Raw genomic sequence first — 15,254 nt, 5'->3', positions numbered from 1 at the left:
CCGCCGCGGACGGCGCCGATTGGCACGCGCCGGCGCTGAGGACGGCGAGTAGTAGCCACCGGTGTCGTGTCATGCTCGTGTGACGACGGAGGACCGTGCGCGGCACCTAACGCCCAAGTTCAGCTGCGTACGAGCCTACCAAGAGCCGAGGCGCAGCCGAGGCACTCCCTAGATCGTACGTCAGCTGCAACGCCACGTTAGGCGTCAGGGCGCAGCGGCCCGCCCCACGACCTGGGCGAAGACGGGAATCGGTGGTCGTTCGGTGGTGAAGTGGAGCGCACCGACCTCGCGGACTCCGCTCGGCGCCGGGCGACGGACGAGCCGCAGGCGCGGCGCGCCCGCCGCAACCTCATACAGCGCGATGACCGGTACGCTGTCGGGCCGCACCTCTGAGTGCCAGCGCGCGAGGTAGAGCTCGCGGGGCTCGCCGCCCAGGCCCTCGGTCCGCCCCACCTGCATGATGGTCGCGACGGTCGCGCCGTCCAGGAGCACGACGGCACCTGCGGGTGCGTCGGTGCACGTGGCGCACTGACCGAGTCGCGCCTGGCCGCTCAACGCACGGCCGAGCGCTGTGCCGAACTGGGTCATGCCCCAGAGCCCGGCCACCCAGGTACCAGCCAGCAGGGCGCACAGCAGGCCCAGGGTGGTGAGCATGCCGCGCGCGACGGCGCGTGCCTGAACGTCCGGATGACTGCTCTCCATCGAAGTGCGTATTGACGCCTAACGCCCAAGTTCAGCTGCGGGCGGCAAGCTCGTCGCGCGCTCGGAAGGTGGCGCCGGACGCTGCTGGCGGCCAGGAGTTCACCTGATGCGTGACGCCCCCGTCAGCTGCAACGCCACGTTATGCCACGGGGCGCCCAACGGTCGTCCGTAAGACCGATGGCCCTCCCCGGCGGCCAAGCCGACCGCACTCGCAGATGCGTCACGGGCGCGGCGCCACCGCTACCTCTCCGGGTGGACCGAGCGCGAACGCGAGCGAGGTAGGGGAGAAGCTATTCAAGAACCGCTTCCGCGTGCCGTCGAGGCGTAAGTACCACGCGCCGTCACGCTCGATGAGCGCGTTGCCCCACCACTGCAGGTCTACCCGTGGGTCCACCGGCACCGCAACGGTAGCTCGCACCACAGCAGGCCGCCCCGTCTCTCCGGGCTCCACCCACTGCACGTAGGCATGGATCCGGGGCACCGGGACCCGATAACCCGGAACGCGCATCTGCTCCAGGGCGAGCAGCACGCGGTAGAAGCCGACCACCTCGCCCGACGTCCAGCGGCCGCCCGTGATGATGGCGGGTACGGCCTCCCCGGCGCAGGTCACGCGCTTGCGGCCGTGCCACGTCCATTCCACGCACGCGATGGTGTCGCGCTTCGCGGGCCCCCGCGACGCCGCATCTCCGGAGTAGGCGCGCCGCGGCAACGTGTCGCCTGACGGCGCGAGGCAGAGGACGTAGCCCGGCCTCGCCAGGTCGAGCCCGGGTACGATCCACGTGACCCTGTAGTGGCGCCGCTCGAGCGTCGAGAGCGCGAAGCCGCCGCTCGCATCGGTCACGGCCCGGGCGCCGCCCCGCGCACACGTCGAGTCGCCCCGCTCCGTGGACACCGCGACCGCGGTGCCAGGCACCGGCGTACCGTCCTCGCGCACGAACCGGCCCACGACCGCGACCGCGCGCACCTCGGTCCGGGAGATGGGCGTGGGGCAGGCCGTGACGCAGGGCGTGAGGGCGAGCGCCAGCAGCGCCGCAGGCCTGGCAGCAGGACGGCGTTTCACCGCGTGTGTCCGGCGATCACCTTCAGGGGCCACGGCGGAGTCGAGGTGGGTGCATACGGTGTCAACGGCTGTCGCGGCATAACGCCCAAGTTCAGCTGCGTACGGATCTAACGAGAGCCGAGGCGCAGCCGAGGCACTCCCTAGCCCGTACGTCAGCTGCAACGCCACGTTAGGTGACTACGGTTAAAGACTGCACTACGCCAGGTCGGTCGGCGGCTCCCAGCTGGCGTGTACCAGCCGTCCCTGCGGCGTCAGCCCGAAGTAGCACTCGTCTAAGGAGACGGAGGGCTGAGTGCCGACCGGCAGCTCCTCCAGATGTCCCTCGTCGGCGTCGAGCACGTACGCCTGCACAAGCCCATCCTCCATGAGGTGCGGCAAGGCCAGCAGGACGCTGAACTCGGCGACGGCGCCGCCCGCGAGATCAGCCCAGCCGATCTCCGGATGGTTCGCCAAGCGGAGGATGTCCTCCACGGACTCGAGGTCGTTGGCCAGCGCGTCCAGCACGATGTAGTCGATGTCCGCGCGTGTCATGTCAGATGATGCCGACGGAGGATGCGTGGAGTCACCTAACGCCCAAGTTCAGCTGCGTAGGAGCACCATAAGAGCCGAGGCGCAGCCGAGGCAAATCCGCAGATCCTACGTCAGCTGCAACGCTTCGTTAGGCCACACGGCGCGATGCCGCCTGTCACTCGACCGGCGGCCGGACGAATGTCGGAGCACCCGGCAGTCGGCGGCCGACGCTCCACAGCCCGTAGCCCACGCCGAGGCTGAGGAGCGCGGCCACGGCACTGAGGGCGACGCCCAGGGCCGCCGAATCCGCCCCCGGCGCCGGCGCTCCGGGCATCTCGGGAGCGGGAGCCGAGACCAGGAGCGAGTAGACGAGATACGACAGGCACGCGAGGGCCACGAGGAGGAATGCGCCGCCGAGGAAGAGGGCGAGCCCCGCCACGGCGCGGTGCAGTGCGGAGGGCGTGGAGTCGCGTGGACCAACGGTGGCAGCTCGGGTAGATGACACGCGTAGGTGGGGTGTGGCCTAACGCCCGCGTTCAGCTGCGAAGCCCGAAGCCGAGCGCGCGTGCTGCGGCCGAGCCGCGCGACGCGGCCGAGCCGGAGGAACCATGATGCTCCCGGGGCTTCGTCAGCTGCAACGGCTCGTTAGGCCGCACGCGCGAGCGCGCGTCACCACGGCCAGCCGCGGCGCCGGAGCGCGCGCAACGCGCCAGCCCCCGCCGCCCCGGCGGCCGCCCAGACGAGCGCGACGCCGACCACGAGGAGCGCCGCCCGGAGCGTCGGCGGGCCGGTGCGGCTCACACCGTGGTCGAGCACGAGGCCCCAGTCGGCCGCGGCGAGCAGGAAGCCCATCCCGGCGCCGCGGGCCGCGCGAGCGGCCGTGGGCGTGCGTGCCACGCGCTCCGCCAGACGCCGCTCCCGGGTGCGGGCGCGGAGCTGCGCGTACTGACCGCGGGGCGGGGCGGGTGCGGGAAGGCTCACGAGTATCGGAACGGGAAATGGGTGCGGCCTAACGCCCAAGTTCAGCTGCAAGGATCCGAGCCGAGCGCGCGCACAGGGGCCGAGGCGGGCACCGCGGCCGAGCCGGAGGAAACCTGATGCTGCGCACGCCTTGGCAGCTGCAACGCTTCGTTAGGTTGGCGCCTTGCGAAGTCTCCCGTCAGCGCGCGAGCGGACGCACGTGCCGCTCGACCCACGCGATCAGCTGCTCGCGCGAGAGGTCGCCCGACGCCAGCGCCAGCATCGTGTGCTCCGCCTCGTCCACGCTCGCTACCAGCTCGTGGCCGTTGAGTACCAGGAACGTCTCCAGCGCCGCGTGCGCCACGCGCTTGTTGCCGTCGACGAAGGCGTGGTTGAGCGCGAGCGCGTGGCCGAGGGCCGCCGCCTTCGCGGCCAGCGTGGGGTAGAGGTCGGCGCCGCCGAACGTGGCCCGCGGCTGTGCGACGGCCGACTCGAGCCCGCCGAGGTCACGGAGCCCCTCGGCGCCACCGGCCTGCGCGACGACGAGCCGGTGGAGCTCCAGCACCTCGGCGAGGCTGAGGTAGCGCCGGGACACCGCGGGCGGCTCCGCGCTCAGGCGAGCCGGCGGTAGAGCTCCTCGTTCTTCGCGAGCACGTGGGCGGCCGCGCTCTGGAAGTCGGCCTCCCGCTGGGCGAGCAGGTCGCGCAGGGCGGCCGCCGCGAGGTCCTCGGCCCGCACGTTCAGGCGAGCAGCGACGGCGGCCAGCTGGGCCTCCAGAGCCGGAGGCAGATCGACGGAGAGGCGCATGGAGAGAATCTGGCCCGGACTCCTGCCGCCGGGTAGGGCGCTCGTGCCAACCTAACGCCCAAGTTCAGCTGCCGAGATTCTAGCCGAGCGTCCGCGAGGGCGCCGAGCCGGGCACGGAGCATCGCGCGGAAGAAACCTGATGCTCTGAGGCTCGGTCAGCTGCAACGCACGTTAGATCGCCCGCTCACGGATCCAGGCCCTCGTAGTGTCGGAGCCGCGCGCAGGCGCTCTTGATGCGCTGCCGTAAGAAGTCGAGCGACGGCTCCTCGCGCCAGCGCCGCGGGTGCAGCAGGAGTTCCAAACCCCGATATGCCTCGTCGACCTTCTCGGCGCTCGTGGGCAGGTGCCGCGGCTGCGCCTCGAGCTGCTGGCGGATCTCCTTGGCGCCGGAGCGCCGCCGCGTTCGCGCCGGCGGGCAGGTCCGCCATGGCGCGCAACTCGTCGATCAGCGCGCTGATCTCGCGGGGGCTCAGGGTACGTATGCGCATGTGGCGATCTAACGCCTACGTTCAGCTGCGGGCCTGTGCCGCGGCCCGCGAGCGAAACTCGATTGTGCGACGCGGTGCGCCCGCGCACAACCTGATGCTCCCCACGCGCCCGTCTGCTGCAACGGATCGTTAGGCCGCGCTGCCTGCGGAGCCTACCCCCCGCGCTCCCTGCGCAGCGCGCATTCGCCCCCAGCCCGCTCGCGCAAAGGCACGCTCGCCGCACAACCTGATGCCGGTCGTGATCTGGGACGACCGGCGCGGCGGCGGCGTGCGGTCCGGCGTCCCAAGCCACCCACCAGCGCCCAGGAAGCGAAGCCGCGTAGCCCATCGTCTCGTGGCCGTTGTCTCGGCGTGGCGCGTGGGCGCGACCTAACGCCCGCGTTCAGCTGCGTACGGATCTGATAATGCCGAGGCGCAGCCGAGGCGAGTCCCTAGACCGTACGTCAGCTGCAACGCTTCGTTAGGTGACCACGTGGGGGGCGTCCCGAGCAGCCGTCAAGAGGACGAGGTGAGCAGCATGAAAAGGAGCGTCGCGAGCGCGGCGGGCGGATAGTACGCGGCGCCGCGCCATGCGAGTCGGTGGGAGGGTGAGGCGTCGCGGTCGGGCGCGAGGCGGCTGGCGAGCCAGAGGGAGGCCGGCAGCGCCACGAGGAAGTGGTACAGCACGCCGAGCGAGTGGAGGCCAGACCAGATCCCCAGCGGAGCGGACGCGGCGAACAGCGCGAGACCCGCGGTGTTCAGATGCACGAAGGCCACGGGAGCGACGAGCCAGGCGTGCGGCCCTGTCCGCGGCACACGACGCCATGTGACGAAGAGCGATGCGGTGGCGGCCGTAAGCACAGCGAGGAACGTGACCAACCAGATGGTGTCGCGCATGTCAGGGGTCACCTAACGCCCACGTTCAGCTGCGTACGGAGGCAATCAAAGCCGAGGCGGAGCCGAGGCAACTCCCTAGTCCGTACGTCAGCTGCAACGGTTCGTTAGGCACCGGGGCGCGAGCCCGTCCCGGTCGATGGCGGCTCGGCGAGCAACGTCTCGAACTTCGCCTGCATCCACGGGGCGTGCCAGCTCATGTCGCTCGCCCGCGGCGCGTGCCCGAACCGCGTCTCCCGCACCCGCCCCTGCCGGTCGAGCAGCAGCCCAATCGGCACGCCCGGCCGGCCGAGCATCGCGGTGCTCGCGCCCGACGGATCGTACGCGAGCTCCAGGGTGAGCCCGTGGCGCAGCGCCCAGCGCTGCACGGCGGCCGAATCGAGGCCTTCGTCCACGCTGATCGCCACCACGCGCAGCCCGCGCGCGCCGTAGGTCTGCTGCAGCGCCATGAGGTCGGCGAGCCCCGGCAGGCAGTTGTCGCACCAGGTAGCCCAGACGTCGAGCAGCACGACCTGGCCGGCGTGCCGCGCGGCGACCGCGTGGGCGACGGGCGAGAGGGTAGCGGGGACGATGTACGGCTCCGCCGGTGCGGGTGTGGCCGGGCGCCACGCGCGGCTCGCGAGCAGGGCGCCGCCTGCCACGACGACGACGACGGCGAGGGTGCGGCGGAGGCTCCAGCGCATGCGGACCATCAGAGGAGGTTCGTGTGCCTAACGCCCACGTTCAGCTGCGGGCGGACCGCCCGCCGCGCACGTGGAAGGTGGCGCCGGAGGACGCGGACGGCCAGGAGTTCGCCTGATGCGTGAGGCGCCCGTCAGCTGCAACAAACGTTAGCCCGTCGGCTCGACATCGGGCTGCTCCGCGCGACCGCGCGCAGGGTCCCGCTCGCGTGGCCCCGCGCAGCGCGGAGCCCAGCCCGTTCGCGTGGAGCGCCGCGTCGCGCACGACCTGATGCCGGTCGCGATGCGGGTTCCCTAGCCCGGCGCGTGGGCTCGCGGCGCGCGTGGGCCGGCGCGGCAGCTCCGTCCGGAGTTCACGGGTCCGGCGGAAATGCTGCATCCTTGCGCAGGGATTCCTTCCCCAATGCAGTCTTTCGCCGCCCGTCGCGGGCTAACGCCCATTCTACTGCACTCCCCCCGCCCCTCCCCACTCCTCTGCAGTGTAACCGCCAGATCGCCGACCGCACGACCACACCCGCAACTCCCCACCGCACCAGCCGTTGCGTCGTGGAGCGGCCTGCGCGGATGGCTGCACGACGGCGCGGTGGGCTGCGCCGGAGCGCAGCGTAATCACCGCACCCGGTCCGCCGGGCTCCGCACGCCGCCACCGCCCCGCCCCTGCTCCTGCAACACGTGCAGGTACAGCATCGTCGTCTTCAGGTCGCGGTGCCCCAACAGCTCCTGCACCGTCCGCACGTCGTAGCCGTCCTCCAGAAGGTGCGTCGCGAACGAGTGTCGGAAGGTGTGGCACGACGCCCGCTTCGCCAGCCCCGTGTCGCGCACCGCGGCCGCGACGGCGCGCTGCAGCACGGTCGCGTGCAGCGGATAGCGAACGAGCGCGCCCGTCACGGCGTCGCGGTGGTGACGCCGCGCCGGAAAGACCCACTGCCAGCGCCACTCGCGCGCCGCCTCGGGGAGCTTCCGCGCCAGGGCGTGCGGCAGCGGCGCACGCCCCAGCCCGCGCGTCAGGTCCTGCTCGTGGAGCGCGCGCACGCGACCGAGGTGCGCCGCGGGGCCGTCGCGCACCACGCCGGGCAGCATCGTCCGGCGGTCCTTCGCCCCCTTCCCGCCACGAACCAGGATCTCGCCGCGCGCGAAGTCGACGTCCTTCACCCGCAGGTGGAGCGCTTCCGAGAGGCGGAGGCCGCTGCCGTAGAGGAGCGTCGCGACGAGGGCCGGCGTCCGACCGGCGGGCGCGCCGCGCAGGGCGTCGATCGCCGCCCACGCCTCGCCGCGCGTGAGGACGACGGGAAGGCGCGGCAGGTGCTTCGCGCGCACCGCGTGCTCGGGGAGCGCCAGCGGGCGCCGCAGCACGTCGCGGTACAGGAAGAGCAGCGCCGCCAGCGCCTGGTTCTGCGTCGGCGCGGCGACGCGGCGGTCGACCGCCAGGTGCGTCAGGAACGCCTCGACGTCGCGCTCGCCGAGCTCACGCGGGTGGCGCAGCCCGTGGTACCGCACGAACCGCCGCACCCAGGCGCAGTAGGCGACCTCCATGCGGCGGCTGTAGTGCCGGACGCGCAGCGTCCGCGCGAGCGTGGGCAGCAGCCGCTCGCCGGACGACGCGGGCCCGGGAACGGCATCGGGCGCGACCATGGCTCACGGTGGCGACCCTGCGGCGATCCACGGCATCGCGCCGACGCACGCCGTCCCCCGGGAACGCTTCGTCTACACGTGCGCCGCGCACTCCTCGCCCGTGCGCGCCCACGCCTCCGCCTCCGCCGCGTCCATGAACACCCGCACGGTCAGCGGCACCCGCTCGGCCAGCACGGAGAACATCCGCATCATCCCGAACGACGCGGGCTTCGCCACGATCACCGCCCACCGCGCATCGCGCACGAAGCGGCGCAGGTCCGTCAGGTGGTCGACCAGCAGCTCGACCTGGTCGCGGGTCGCCGGCTCGCCGATCAGGCGGTGGTCAGAGATGATGTTGAACCCGGGCTCGTTCGCCTCGTGCACCGCCGTGCTCACGCACGACAGCATCTCCGCCGCCGTGAAGGTCCCTTCCACGGTCGAGCGGATGAGGCGCGCGGGACGGTCGATGCGGTAGCTGATCGGCATGAGAGGACGGCCACGGTGGGCGCGCAGCGCATGGGAGCGGACGATCGCCGTCGGACGTGATGCTGACATGCGACGATCTCCCGCGCCCCGCAACCCGCACGTAGGGTGCGAAAGTCGTTCCGTCGCCCTCCACCCCGCGCTCATGCCGACCGCCACCCTCGACCCCGCACCCGCCTCGCGCGACGGACACCGTCCACCCCCACGCGAGGCGCCCTACTACCGGCCGGCCGGCCGCGAGGTCGACGTCTTCGCGCGCTGCCACGCCCGCGGGCTCCCGGTGATGCTCAAGGGCCCCACCGGCTGCGGCAAGACGCGATTCGTCGAGTACATGGCGCACACCCTCGGCCGTCCCCTGGTGACCGTCGCGTGTCACGACGACCTCGCGGCCAGCGACCTCACGGGACGCTGGCTCATCCGCGGCGGCGAGACGGTGTGGGTCGACGGGCCGCTCACGGCCGCGGCGCGGCAGGGCGCGATCTGCTACCTCGACGAGGTGGTCGAGGCGCGGCAGGACACGATCGCGGTCGTCCACCCGCTGGCCGACGACCGGCGCATCCTCCCCATCGACAAGACGGGCGAGATCGTCCACGCGGCGCCCGGCTTCCAGCTCGTCGTGTCGTACAATCCGGGCTACCAGCACGCGATCAAGGACCTGAAGCCGAGCACGCGGCAGCGCTTCGTGACGCTCGACTTCGACTATCCGCCGGCGGCGCTGGAAGCGGAGATCGTGGCGCACGAGAGCGGGCTCGATCGCGCGCGCGCCTCGTCGCTCGTCGCGCTCGCGCACCGCGTGCGCCACCTGCGCGACCAGGGGCTGGCCGAGGTGCCGGGCACGCGCCTGCTGGTCGCCACGGCGCGCCTGATGGCCGAGGGGATCGACGCGGAGGAGGCGTGCCGCGTCGCGCTCGCGGGACCGCTCACGGACGATCCCGACCTGCTCTCCGCGATCGCGGACCTCGCCGCCGCGACCCTGTGAGGATCGCGCGGCGCCTGCGCGCCCTGCGGGGCAAGCTCGCGCGCGCGCGTCCCGCGACGCCGCGCGCGGACGTCGTCGCGCTCGACGACGTGCGGCGCCGGCTCGAGCTGCTGCTCACCGGGCTGCACGGCCATCCCGTCCGCGTCGACGTGCTGCCGCCGGCGCGCAAGCGCGGCTGGTACGAGCGCGCGGCCACGGCGCTCGCGCACGCGGTCGTGCCGCGCCAGGTGCCCGACCACGCGGCGCGCGCGCTGCTGCCGACGTGCGACGACGCGACGGTGCGGCTGCCGCGCACGATCACCGGCGACGCGGCGGTCGACGCGACCACGCGCTACCGCGTGCTGGCGCTCGTGCAGGCGGAACGGCTGGCGCGCGACGCGGCCGCATGCCTGCCCGACGCCGACGATCCGCTCGCGCGCGCGTGCTACCTGCTGCGCGAGGGCGCGGCCACCGATCGCGCGGTCGCGCGCCGCGTGCGCGGCGTCCTGCCCGCACTGCATGCGCTGCGCGCCGAAGCCCTCGCCGCTCGGCCGCCCGTCGACGAGCTGCCGCCGCTGGTGTCGGACGTCGAGCGGATGGTGCGCGACGCGCTGCACGAGAGCGCGCTGCACGCGGGCCTCGCGGTCGACGCGGCCGAGGACGATCCCGCGGCGTCGCGCGCGTGGGCGCTGGCCGAGTCGTCGCGCCTGCGCCAGTCGGTCGCGGGCGTGCCGAACGCGGTCGGGCGCATCGCGCGCCACCTCGCCGCGCTGCCGACGGTCGCGCACTGGGGCCGCGCGCCGCGCGCGGCGTTCGTCGCGCCGCTGGACGACGCGCCCGCGAAGCTCCGCGTCGTCGCCGATCCGCGCGACGAGGTCTCGCTCTTCCCGCGCCTCGCGCTGCCGATCCCCGGCCGCACCGCGCGCGAGGCCGACGACGGCGAGCAGGGCGACCGCCGCGCGCAGGTGGCGATCCTCGTGCGCGCGCACGACGGCACCGAGCAGCAGGCGGGCGGCTCCGAGCCGCAGCCGGCCGTCATGACGTCCGATCCGACGCGCGGCGATGCGCGCGAGCCCGTGGCGACGATCGCGTATCCCGAATGGGACGCGCGCGCGGGCCGCCACCAGCCGCACGGCGCGACGGTGCTCGTCACGCCCGCGCCCGAGGACGACGGCGCGTGGGCGGAGGCAGCGCTGCATGGCCACGCCGCGCTCGTGCGCCGCATCCGCCACCGCTTCGAGCCGCTGCGCGCGCGCCGCGTGCGCACGCCGCGACAGCGGCACGGCGACGAGCTCGATATCGCGGCGTGCGTCGAGGGACTGGCCGACCGCGCGGCGGGACAGCCCGGCGACGACCGGCTCTACGTCGCGGTGACGCCCGCGCGGCGACCGCTCGCGATCGCGCTGCTCGTCGACGTCAGCGGGTCCACGGACGCGCGCGTGAGCGACGCGCGCGACGACACGCGCCAGATCATCGACGTCGAGAAGGAAGCGGTGCTGCTCGCCGGCGAGGCGCTCGACGCGCTCGGCGATCCGTTCGCGGTGCTGACGTTCAGCAGCCGCGGCGCGCACGCGGTGCGCATGCACGTCGTGAAGTCGTTCGCCGATCGGCACGACGCGGCGGTGCGACGCCGCGTGTCGGCGATGCGCCCGTCGGGCAACACGCGGCTCGGCGCCGCGGTGCGCCACGCGAGCGCGCTGCTCGCGCGCCAGCCGGCGGGCCATCGCCTGCTGCTGCTGCTCTCCGACGGCCGCCCGAACGACGCGGACGGCTACCAGGGCCGCTACGCCGTCGAGGACGCGCGGCAGGCGATCCACGAGGCGCGCGCGCTCGGCGTCTTTCCGTACTGCCTCACGGTCGACCGCGAGGAGTCGGAGTACCTGCCGCAGATCTTCGGTGCGGCGGGGCACACGGTCTTGCGTCGCCCGGACCAGCTGCCGCTCGCGCTGGTGGGCGCGGTGCGGCAGCTGCTGGGCGCTGGCGCGAATTAGCGCGTCGGCGGCGTCGCGGGCTTCGGCTCGGCCTTCGGCTCCGGCTTCGCGGCCGGCTTGGTCGCATCCGGCTTCGCCTCGACCTTCGCCTCGGCGGGCTTCGACTCGGCCGGCTTCGCGGCGGCCGCGCTGTCGGTCGCGGGCTTCACCTCCACCGTGCCGGACGCGGAGTCGCGCACGACCGCGGGCTTCGCCTCGGCCTTCAGCGTGTCGGCCTTCAGCGTGTCGGCGGGCGTGGCCGCGGGCTTCGCCGCGGGTGCGGTCGTCGTCGGCTGAACGGGCGCGGGAGCGGGCGTGGCGGGCGACTGCGCGCCGGCGAACGCGGGCGCCGCGATCAGTGCGGCGGCGAGGGCGAGCTTCTTCATGCGACCTCCGAAAGGAACGATCGTGAGACGTGGCGACGTCCGTCGTGAGCACGCGCGGCAGATGCACACACGCCGCACACGCACGGACCCGCCCTGAGCCCGCGCACGGAGCGCGGGCCTGCGCGGCCCTCGATGGGCCGGCGCGCTGCGCCTGCAAGTCGCGCGCGGTCGGCGCCAGCTCGCGTGACCACGGTCACTCGGCGACACACATCCTCGCGGGCGACGACCGACGCCCCTCGAATTAGCGCGCATGAACCGCGACGCGCGGTGCGTCGGGTCACACGATCCTTCCCGTGTCCCGCGTGACCGCCCATGTTCGATCCGATCGCAGGAGCCATCGCATGCTCGCGCTCGCCCGCCCCACCGTGTTCGCACCGCGCGCCACCCGTCCCGCTCCACACGTCGCTCCGCACACGACTCCGACCAGCGCCGCGCTCGACGACGAGCGCGCGTGGGCCGCGCTCGTCGCGCGCGACCGCGCCGCCGACGGCCGCTTCGTCTACGGCGTGCGCACCACCGGCGTGTACTGCCGGCCGTCGTGCGCGTCGCGCCGCCCGCGCCGCGAGAACGTCGCCTTCTTCGCCGACACGGCGTCGGCCGTGGCTGCAGGCTTCCGCGCGTGCAAGCGCTGCCGCCCCGACGCGCCGCCCGAGACCGAGCCGGCCGCGATCACGCGCGCACGCGCCCACATCGACGCGCACCTCGCCACGCACGGCGACGCGCCGCTGCCGCTGGCCGAGCTGGCGGCGGCGGTGGGCATGAGCGCCGCGCATCTGCAGCGCACCTTCACGCGCGTCGTCGGCCTGTCGCCGCGCGCGTACCGCGACGCGCAGCGCCTCGCGCGACTCAAGGAGCGGCTGCGCGCCGGCGACACGGTCAGCCGCGCGACGTTCGAGGCGGGCTTCGCCGCCAGCAGCGGCGTCTACGCGCACGCCGGCCGCGCGCTCGGCATGAGCCCCTCGGCGTGGCGCCGCGGCGGCCGCGGCGAGCGGGTGGCCTACGCGATCGAGCCGACGCGACTCGGCCTCCTGCTGGTCGCGGCCACGTCGCGCGGCGTGTGCGCGGTGGCGCTCGGCGACGACGACGCGGCGCTCACGGAGTGGCTGCGCGACGAGCTGCCGGCCGCGACGCTGACGCGCGACACCGACGATCCACCCGCCGAGGGCGCACCCGAGGTCGCGCCCTACGCGCGGGCGATCGCGTGGTGGGTGGAGGGCGACGCCGCGGGCGACGCGGCGCTGCAGGCGCTCCCGGTGGACCTCTCGGGCACGGAGTTCCAGCAGCGCGTGTGGCGCGCGCTGCGCGCGATCCCCTACGGCGCGACGCGCACGTACGCGGCGCTGGCGCAGGAGATCGGCGCGCCGAACGCGGTGCGCGCCGTGGCGTCGGCGTGCGCGGCGAACCGCGTCGCGCTCGTGCTCCCCTGCCACCGCGTGGTGCGCGGCGACGGCGCCACCGGCGGCTACCGCTGGGGCGCGGAGCGGAAGGCGCGGCTGCTGGCGCAGGAGCGCATGCAAGAGCGCATGCAGGAGCGCATGCAGGAGCGCGGCGGCTGAGGCTGCATCGCCGTCGGTCAGCGTGGCAAATCTGGCCGACGGCGGTCGGTCACGGCGACACGCGCGCCGTCGCGCGGCTGTCACGGTGACCGGCGTGGGAGGGCACGTGCGTTGCCGCTCGCGTCGGCCGCCGGGCACGGAGGTCCGGCACTCATCTCACCTCGCGACCACGGAGGACACCATGCGCCGTTCCCGCATGCTGCTCGTCGGGGCGCTGGGCGTGATGCTCGGCGCCACCCCGGACCTGCTCGCCGCCCAGACGACGCGGATGCCCTGGCAGGTGCGCCAGCCCGCCGTCGACGGCTTCTACACGCGCCTGCGCCTGGACGCGAACGGCGGCCACATCGCCGCCGACGGCATCGGCGGGCGCCTGATGTGGAGCGCGACGCGCCCGGACGACGCCGGCTCGTCGTGGCTCGCCGACCACGCGTCGATCGGCCTGGTGGCGTCCCACACGCCGGAGCAGTCGCTCGGCTTCTCGACGCTGCACCTGGGCGCCGTCGTCGACCTGCAGCCGGTGCTGACGCCGATCGCCGGCCGCCTGACGCCCTTCCTCTCGCTCGGCGGCGGCATGCTGCGCACGACCGTCTCGTCCGATGCGCGCGCGAGCACGCGCCCGGGCACGAGCGCCAGCGCCACGCGCCTGCGCTCCCCGCTCACGGAGCGCAGCAACACCACCGAGACGCTGGCGCCGGCCGCCGGGCTGCGCGTGGCGCTGGTGCCGGGGATCGCCGTGCAGGGCGCCGTGCGCGACCTCATGACCTTCCGGGGCGACACGCGCCACAACGTCGCGCTCGACGTCGGGCTCCGCTTCACCCGTTGACGGCGATCTCGCGCAGCGCCGCCTCGTCGACCACGACGTAGCGCCCGCCGCCGGCCGCGCGGATCGCGCCGGCGGCGCGCAGCGCGCGTAAGCCGCGCACCACGAGCTCGCGCACGGTTCCCAGCTCCTCGGCCGCCTCCTGCTGCGTGCGCGCGAGCGCGAAGGCGCGGCCGCGCGCGGCGGCGTGCCGCGCCAGCAGCAGCGCGGCCAGGCGGGCGCGCGTGCCGCGGCCCACGCGCGCGTCGGCGCGCTCCACGAGATGCCGCACGCGGCCCGCGAGCCGCGCGAGCAGCGCCAGCGCGACGTCGGGATCGGCGCGCACGGCCGCCCGCACCGCCGCACGCGTCAGCAGCAGGCAGCGCGTCGGCTCGGCCGCGACGGCGGTGGCGGGATAGCCCGGCGCCGCACCGTCCAGCCCCTCGAACACCGGCACCTCGCCGAGCGTGCCGCCGGGCCCCTCGACGTGCAGGACGTGCGCGCGGCCGGCCCCCGCGCGCAGCACGCGCACGCGCCCCTCGAGCACGACGTACATCGCGCGCGCCGGCGCGCCGGCGAGGAAGAGCACCTGGTCCGCGGCGAATCGGCGCTCTACGGCGCCCGCCAGCAGCGCGTCGCGCGCGCGCGGCGGCAGCGACGTCAGCCAGCCGGGCGGCACGACGGGTCGAGGGACTTCGGTCCCTGCCGGGCGACCGCGGGGCACCTAGCGTGTCCCCGGCCGCCCGGCCCAGCTTCCACCGTCACCCCGGAGATCCGCCATGTCGCGCTCCACGCTCGTCGTCATCATCACGCTGCTCGCGGGCACCGCGCTGCCCGCCGGCGCCCAGCACACGCACGACCCATCGCACCACCCTGCCGCGCACGACACGAGCTTCGCCGCCGTGCAGGCGCGCGGCAAGCAGGCGATGGGCGTCGACCAGTACACCTCCGCGCATCGCTTCGACGACCTCGCCGACGGCGGCCGCATCGTCCTGCAGCGAGACCCGGCCGACACCGCCGGCACGCGCACGATCCGCGCGCACCTGCGCGACGTGGCGGCGGCGTTCGGGCGCGGCGACTTCACCACGCCGGGCTTCGTCCACGGCCGCGACGTGCCGGGCACCGCGACGATGGCCGTGCACCGCGCCGCGATCGCGTACACGGTCCGCGACCTGCCGGGCGGCGGGGAGATCCGGATCACGACGACCGACGCCGAAGCGAGACGGGCGGTGCGGGAGTTCCTCGCCTTCCAGAGGGCTGATCACCGCGTGCAGGATCGCTGAAGCGGAGGACGATACGGCGGAGAACGGAACGGCGGAGGACGATGAAGCGTGAGACGGTCGGGCGGCCCCTTCTGGCTCGACGCTTCAAGCTTCGAGGTTCCGCGTTCTCGTTTCACGCCCTATCGTCT

Annotated in this window: 18 protein-coding genes; 5 read left to right on the top strand and 13 right to left on the bottom strand. The window is 74.2% G+C overall.

The window, feature by feature from the left end; genetic code table 11:
• Nucleotides 1–204: 204 nt before the first annotated feature.
• The 11 genes from rosag_RS05555 to rosag_RS05505 form a co-directional block, all read right to left on the bottom strand.
• Entirely contained in the window at nucleotides 205–654 is a 450-nt protein-coding gene (locus rosag_RS05555) for a hypothetical protein (protein ID WP_284349057.1), read from the bottom strand.
• A 268-nt stretch (nucleotides 655–922) separates the two neighbouring features.
• Entirely contained in the window at nucleotides 923–1,795 is an 873-nt protein-coding gene (locus rosag_RS05550; protein ID WP_284349056.1) for a peptidase associated/transthyretin-like domain-containing protein, read from the bottom strand.
• Between the two features lie 162 nt (nucleotides 1,796–1,957).
• Complete coding sequence (locus rosag_RS05545) at nucleotides 1,958–2,293, bottom strand: hypothetical protein (protein ID WP_284349055.1); 336 nt, start codon at nucleotides 2,291–2,293, stop codon at nucleotides 1,958–1,960.
• A gap of 154 nt (nucleotides 2,294–2,447) precedes the next feature.
• Nucleotides 2,448–2,711, bottom strand: coding sequence for a hypothetical protein (locus rosag_RS05540; protein ID WP_284349054.1), 264 nt, complete (start codon nucleotides 2,709–2,711; stop codon nucleotides 2,448–2,450).
• A 230-nt stretch (nucleotides 2,712–2,941) separates the two neighbouring features.
• Nucleotides 2,942–3,169 (bottom strand): hypothetical protein, encoded by a 228-nt coding sequence (locus rosag_RS05535; protein WP_284349053.1) that lies wholly within the window; start codon nucleotides 3,167–3,169, stop codon nucleotides 2,942–2,944.
• Between the two features lie 262 nt (nucleotides 3,170–3,431).
• Complete coding sequence (locus rosag_RS05530) at nucleotides 3,432–3,827, bottom strand: type II toxin-antitoxin system death-on-curing family toxin (protein ID WP_284349052.1); 396 nt, start codon at nucleotides 3,825–3,827, stop codon at nucleotides 3,432–3,434.
• A gap of 17 nt (nucleotides 3,828–3,844) precedes the next feature.
• On the bottom strand, nucleotides 3,845–4,039 hold the full coding sequence (locus tag rosag_RS05525; RefSeq protein WP_284349051.1) for a hypothetical protein: 195 nt from the start codon (nucleotides 4,037–4,039) through the stop codon (nucleotides 3,845–3,847).
• A gap of 983 nt (nucleotides 4,040–5,022) precedes the next feature.
• Entirely contained in the window at nucleotides 5,023–5,403 is a 381-nt protein-coding gene (locus rosag_RS05520) for a hypothetical protein (RefSeq protein WP_284349050.1), read from the bottom strand.
• Nucleotides 5,404–5,507: 104 nt separating this feature from the next.
• Nucleotides 5,508–6,083, bottom strand: coding sequence for a TlpA disulfide reductase family protein (locus rosag_RS05515; RefSeq protein WP_284349049.1), 576 nt, complete (start codon nucleotides 6,081–6,083; stop codon nucleotides 5,508–5,510).
• 606 nt (nucleotides 6,084–6,689) lie between these two features.
• On the bottom strand, nucleotides 6,690–7,712 hold the full coding sequence (locus rosag_RS05510; RefSeq protein ID WP_284349048.1) for an integron integrase: 1,023 nt from the start codon (nucleotides 7,710–7,712) through the stop codon (nucleotides 6,690–6,692).
• Nucleotides 7,713–7,784: 72 nt separating this feature from the next.
• The gene (locus tag rosag_RS05505) at nucleotides 7,785–8,177 is read right to left on the bottom strand and encodes a hypothetical protein (RefSeq protein WP_284349047.1); all 393 of its coding nucleotides are present in this window, start codon (nucleotides 8,175–8,177) and stop codon (nucleotides 7,785–7,787) included.
• Nucleotides 8,178–8,319: 142 nt separating this feature from the next.
• Between rosag_RS05505 and rosag_RS05500 the strand changes: the two genes are divergently transcribed.
• Entirely contained in the window at nucleotides 8,320–9,153 is an 834-nt protein-coding gene (locus rosag_RS05500) for a CbbQ/NirQ/NorQ/GpvN family protein (protein WP_284349046.1), read from the top strand.
• The gene (locus tag rosag_RS05495) at nucleotides 9,150–11,123 is read left to right on the top strand and encodes a nitric oxide reductase activation protein NorD (RefSeq protein ID WP_284349045.1); all 1,974 of its coding nucleotides are present in this window, start codon (nucleotides 9,150–9,152) and stop codon (nucleotides 11,121–11,123) included. Before rosag_RS05500 ends, rosag_RS05495 begins: the two co-directional genes overlap by 4 nt.
• On the opposite strand, the gene rosag_RS05490 is transcribed toward rosag_RS05495, so the two are convergent.
• A complete protein-coding gene (locus rosag_RS05490) occupies nucleotides 11,120–11,488 on the bottom strand; it encodes a hypothetical protein (RefSeq protein ID WP_284349044.1) in 369 nt (122 codons plus the stop codon). The two genes, rosag_RS05495 and rosag_RS05490, sit on opposite strands and share 4 nt — an antisense overlap.
• Nucleotides 11,489–11,829: 341 nt before the next feature.
• Between rosag_RS05490 and ada the strand changes: the two genes are divergently transcribed.
• Nucleotides 11,830–13,044: a bifunctional DNA-binding transcriptional regulator/O6-methylguanine-DNA methyltransferase Ada gene (gene ada / locus rosag_RS05485; RefSeq protein ID WP_284349043.1), complete on the top strand. Its 1,215-nt coding sequence runs from the start codon at nucleotides 11,830–11,832 to the stop codon at nucleotides 13,042–13,044.
• 181 nt (nucleotides 13,045–13,225) lie between these two features.
• Entirely contained in the window at nucleotides 13,226–13,867 is a 642-nt protein-coding gene (locus tag rosag_RS05480; RefSeq protein WP_284349042.1) for a hypothetical protein, read from the top strand.
• Here the strand turns inward: rosag_RS05480 and rosag_RS05475 are convergent.
• On the bottom strand, nucleotides 13,857–14,522 hold the full coding sequence (locus rosag_RS05475) for a Crp/Fnr family transcriptional regulator (RefSeq protein ID WP_284349041.1): 666 nt from the start codon (nucleotides 14,520–14,522) through the stop codon (nucleotides 13,857–13,859). The two genes, rosag_RS05480 and rosag_RS05475, sit on opposite strands and share 11 nt — an antisense overlap.
• A 100-nt stretch (nucleotides 14,523–14,622) precedes the next feature.
• Between rosag_RS05475 and rosag_RS05470 the strand changes: the two genes are divergently transcribed.
• A complete protein-coding gene (locus rosag_RS05470) occupies nucleotides 14,623–15,126 on the top strand; it encodes a hypothetical protein (RefSeq protein ID WP_284349040.1) in 504 nt (167 codons plus the stop codon).
• The last annotated feature ends 128 nt before the right edge of the window (nucleotides 15,127–15,254 follow it).

This window comes from Roseisolibacter agri (assembly GCF_030159095.1).
Lineage (GTDB): Bacteria > Gemmatimonadota > Gemmatimonadetes > Gemmatimonadales > Gemmatimonadaceae > Roseisolibacter > Roseisolibacter agri.
This window is presented reverse-complemented; position numbering and strand designations above follow the sequence as displayed.

Coding starts and splice junctions, on each gene's coding strand:
- rosag_RS05555 (WP_284349057.1), bottom strand. CDS start 654: ATGCTCACCACCCTGGGCCTGCTGTGCGCCCTGCTGGCTGGTACCTGG.
- rosag_RS05545 (WP_284349055.1), bottom strand. CDS start 2,293: ATGACACGCGCGGACATCGACTACATCGTGCTGGACGCGCTGGCCAAC.
- rosag_RS05525 (WP_284349051.1), bottom strand. CDS start 4,039: ATGCGCCTCTCCGTCGATCTGCCTCCGGCTCTGGAGGCCCAGCTGGCC.
- rosag_RS05520 (WP_284349050.1), bottom strand. CDS start 5,403: ATGCGCGACACCATCTGGTTGGTCACGTTCCTCGCTGTGCTTACGGCC.
- rosag_RS05515 (WP_284349049.1), bottom strand. CDS start 6,083: ATGCGCTGGAGCCTCCGCCGCACCCTCGCCGTCGTCGTCGTCGTGGCA.
- rosag_RS05510 (WP_284349048.1), bottom strand. CDS start 7,712: ATGGTCGCGCCCGATGCCGTTCCCGGGCCCGCGTCGTCCGGCGAGCGG.
- rosag_RS05505 (WP_284349047.1), bottom strand. CDS start 8,177: ATGCCGATCAGCTACCGCATCGACCGTCCCGCGCGCCTCATCCGCTCG.
- rosag_RS05500 (WP_284349046.1), top strand. CDS start 8,320: ATGCCGACCGCCACCCTCGACCCCGCACCCGCCTCGCGCGACGGACAC.
- rosag_RS05490 (WP_284349044.1), bottom strand. CDS start 11,488: ATGAAGAAGCTCGCCCTCGCCGCCGCACTGATCGCGGCGCCCGCGTTC.
- ada (WP_284349043.1), top strand. CDS start 11,830: ATGCTCGCGCTCGCCCGCCCCACCGTGTTCGCACCGCGCGCCACCCGT.
- rosag_RS05480 (WP_284349042.1), top strand. CDS start 13,226: ATGCGCCGTTCCCGCATGCTGCTCGTCGGGGCGCTGGGCGTGATGCTC.
- rosag_RS05470 (WP_284349040.1), top strand. CDS start 14,623: ATGTCGCGCTCCACGCTCGTCGTCATCATCACGCTGCTCGCGGGCACC.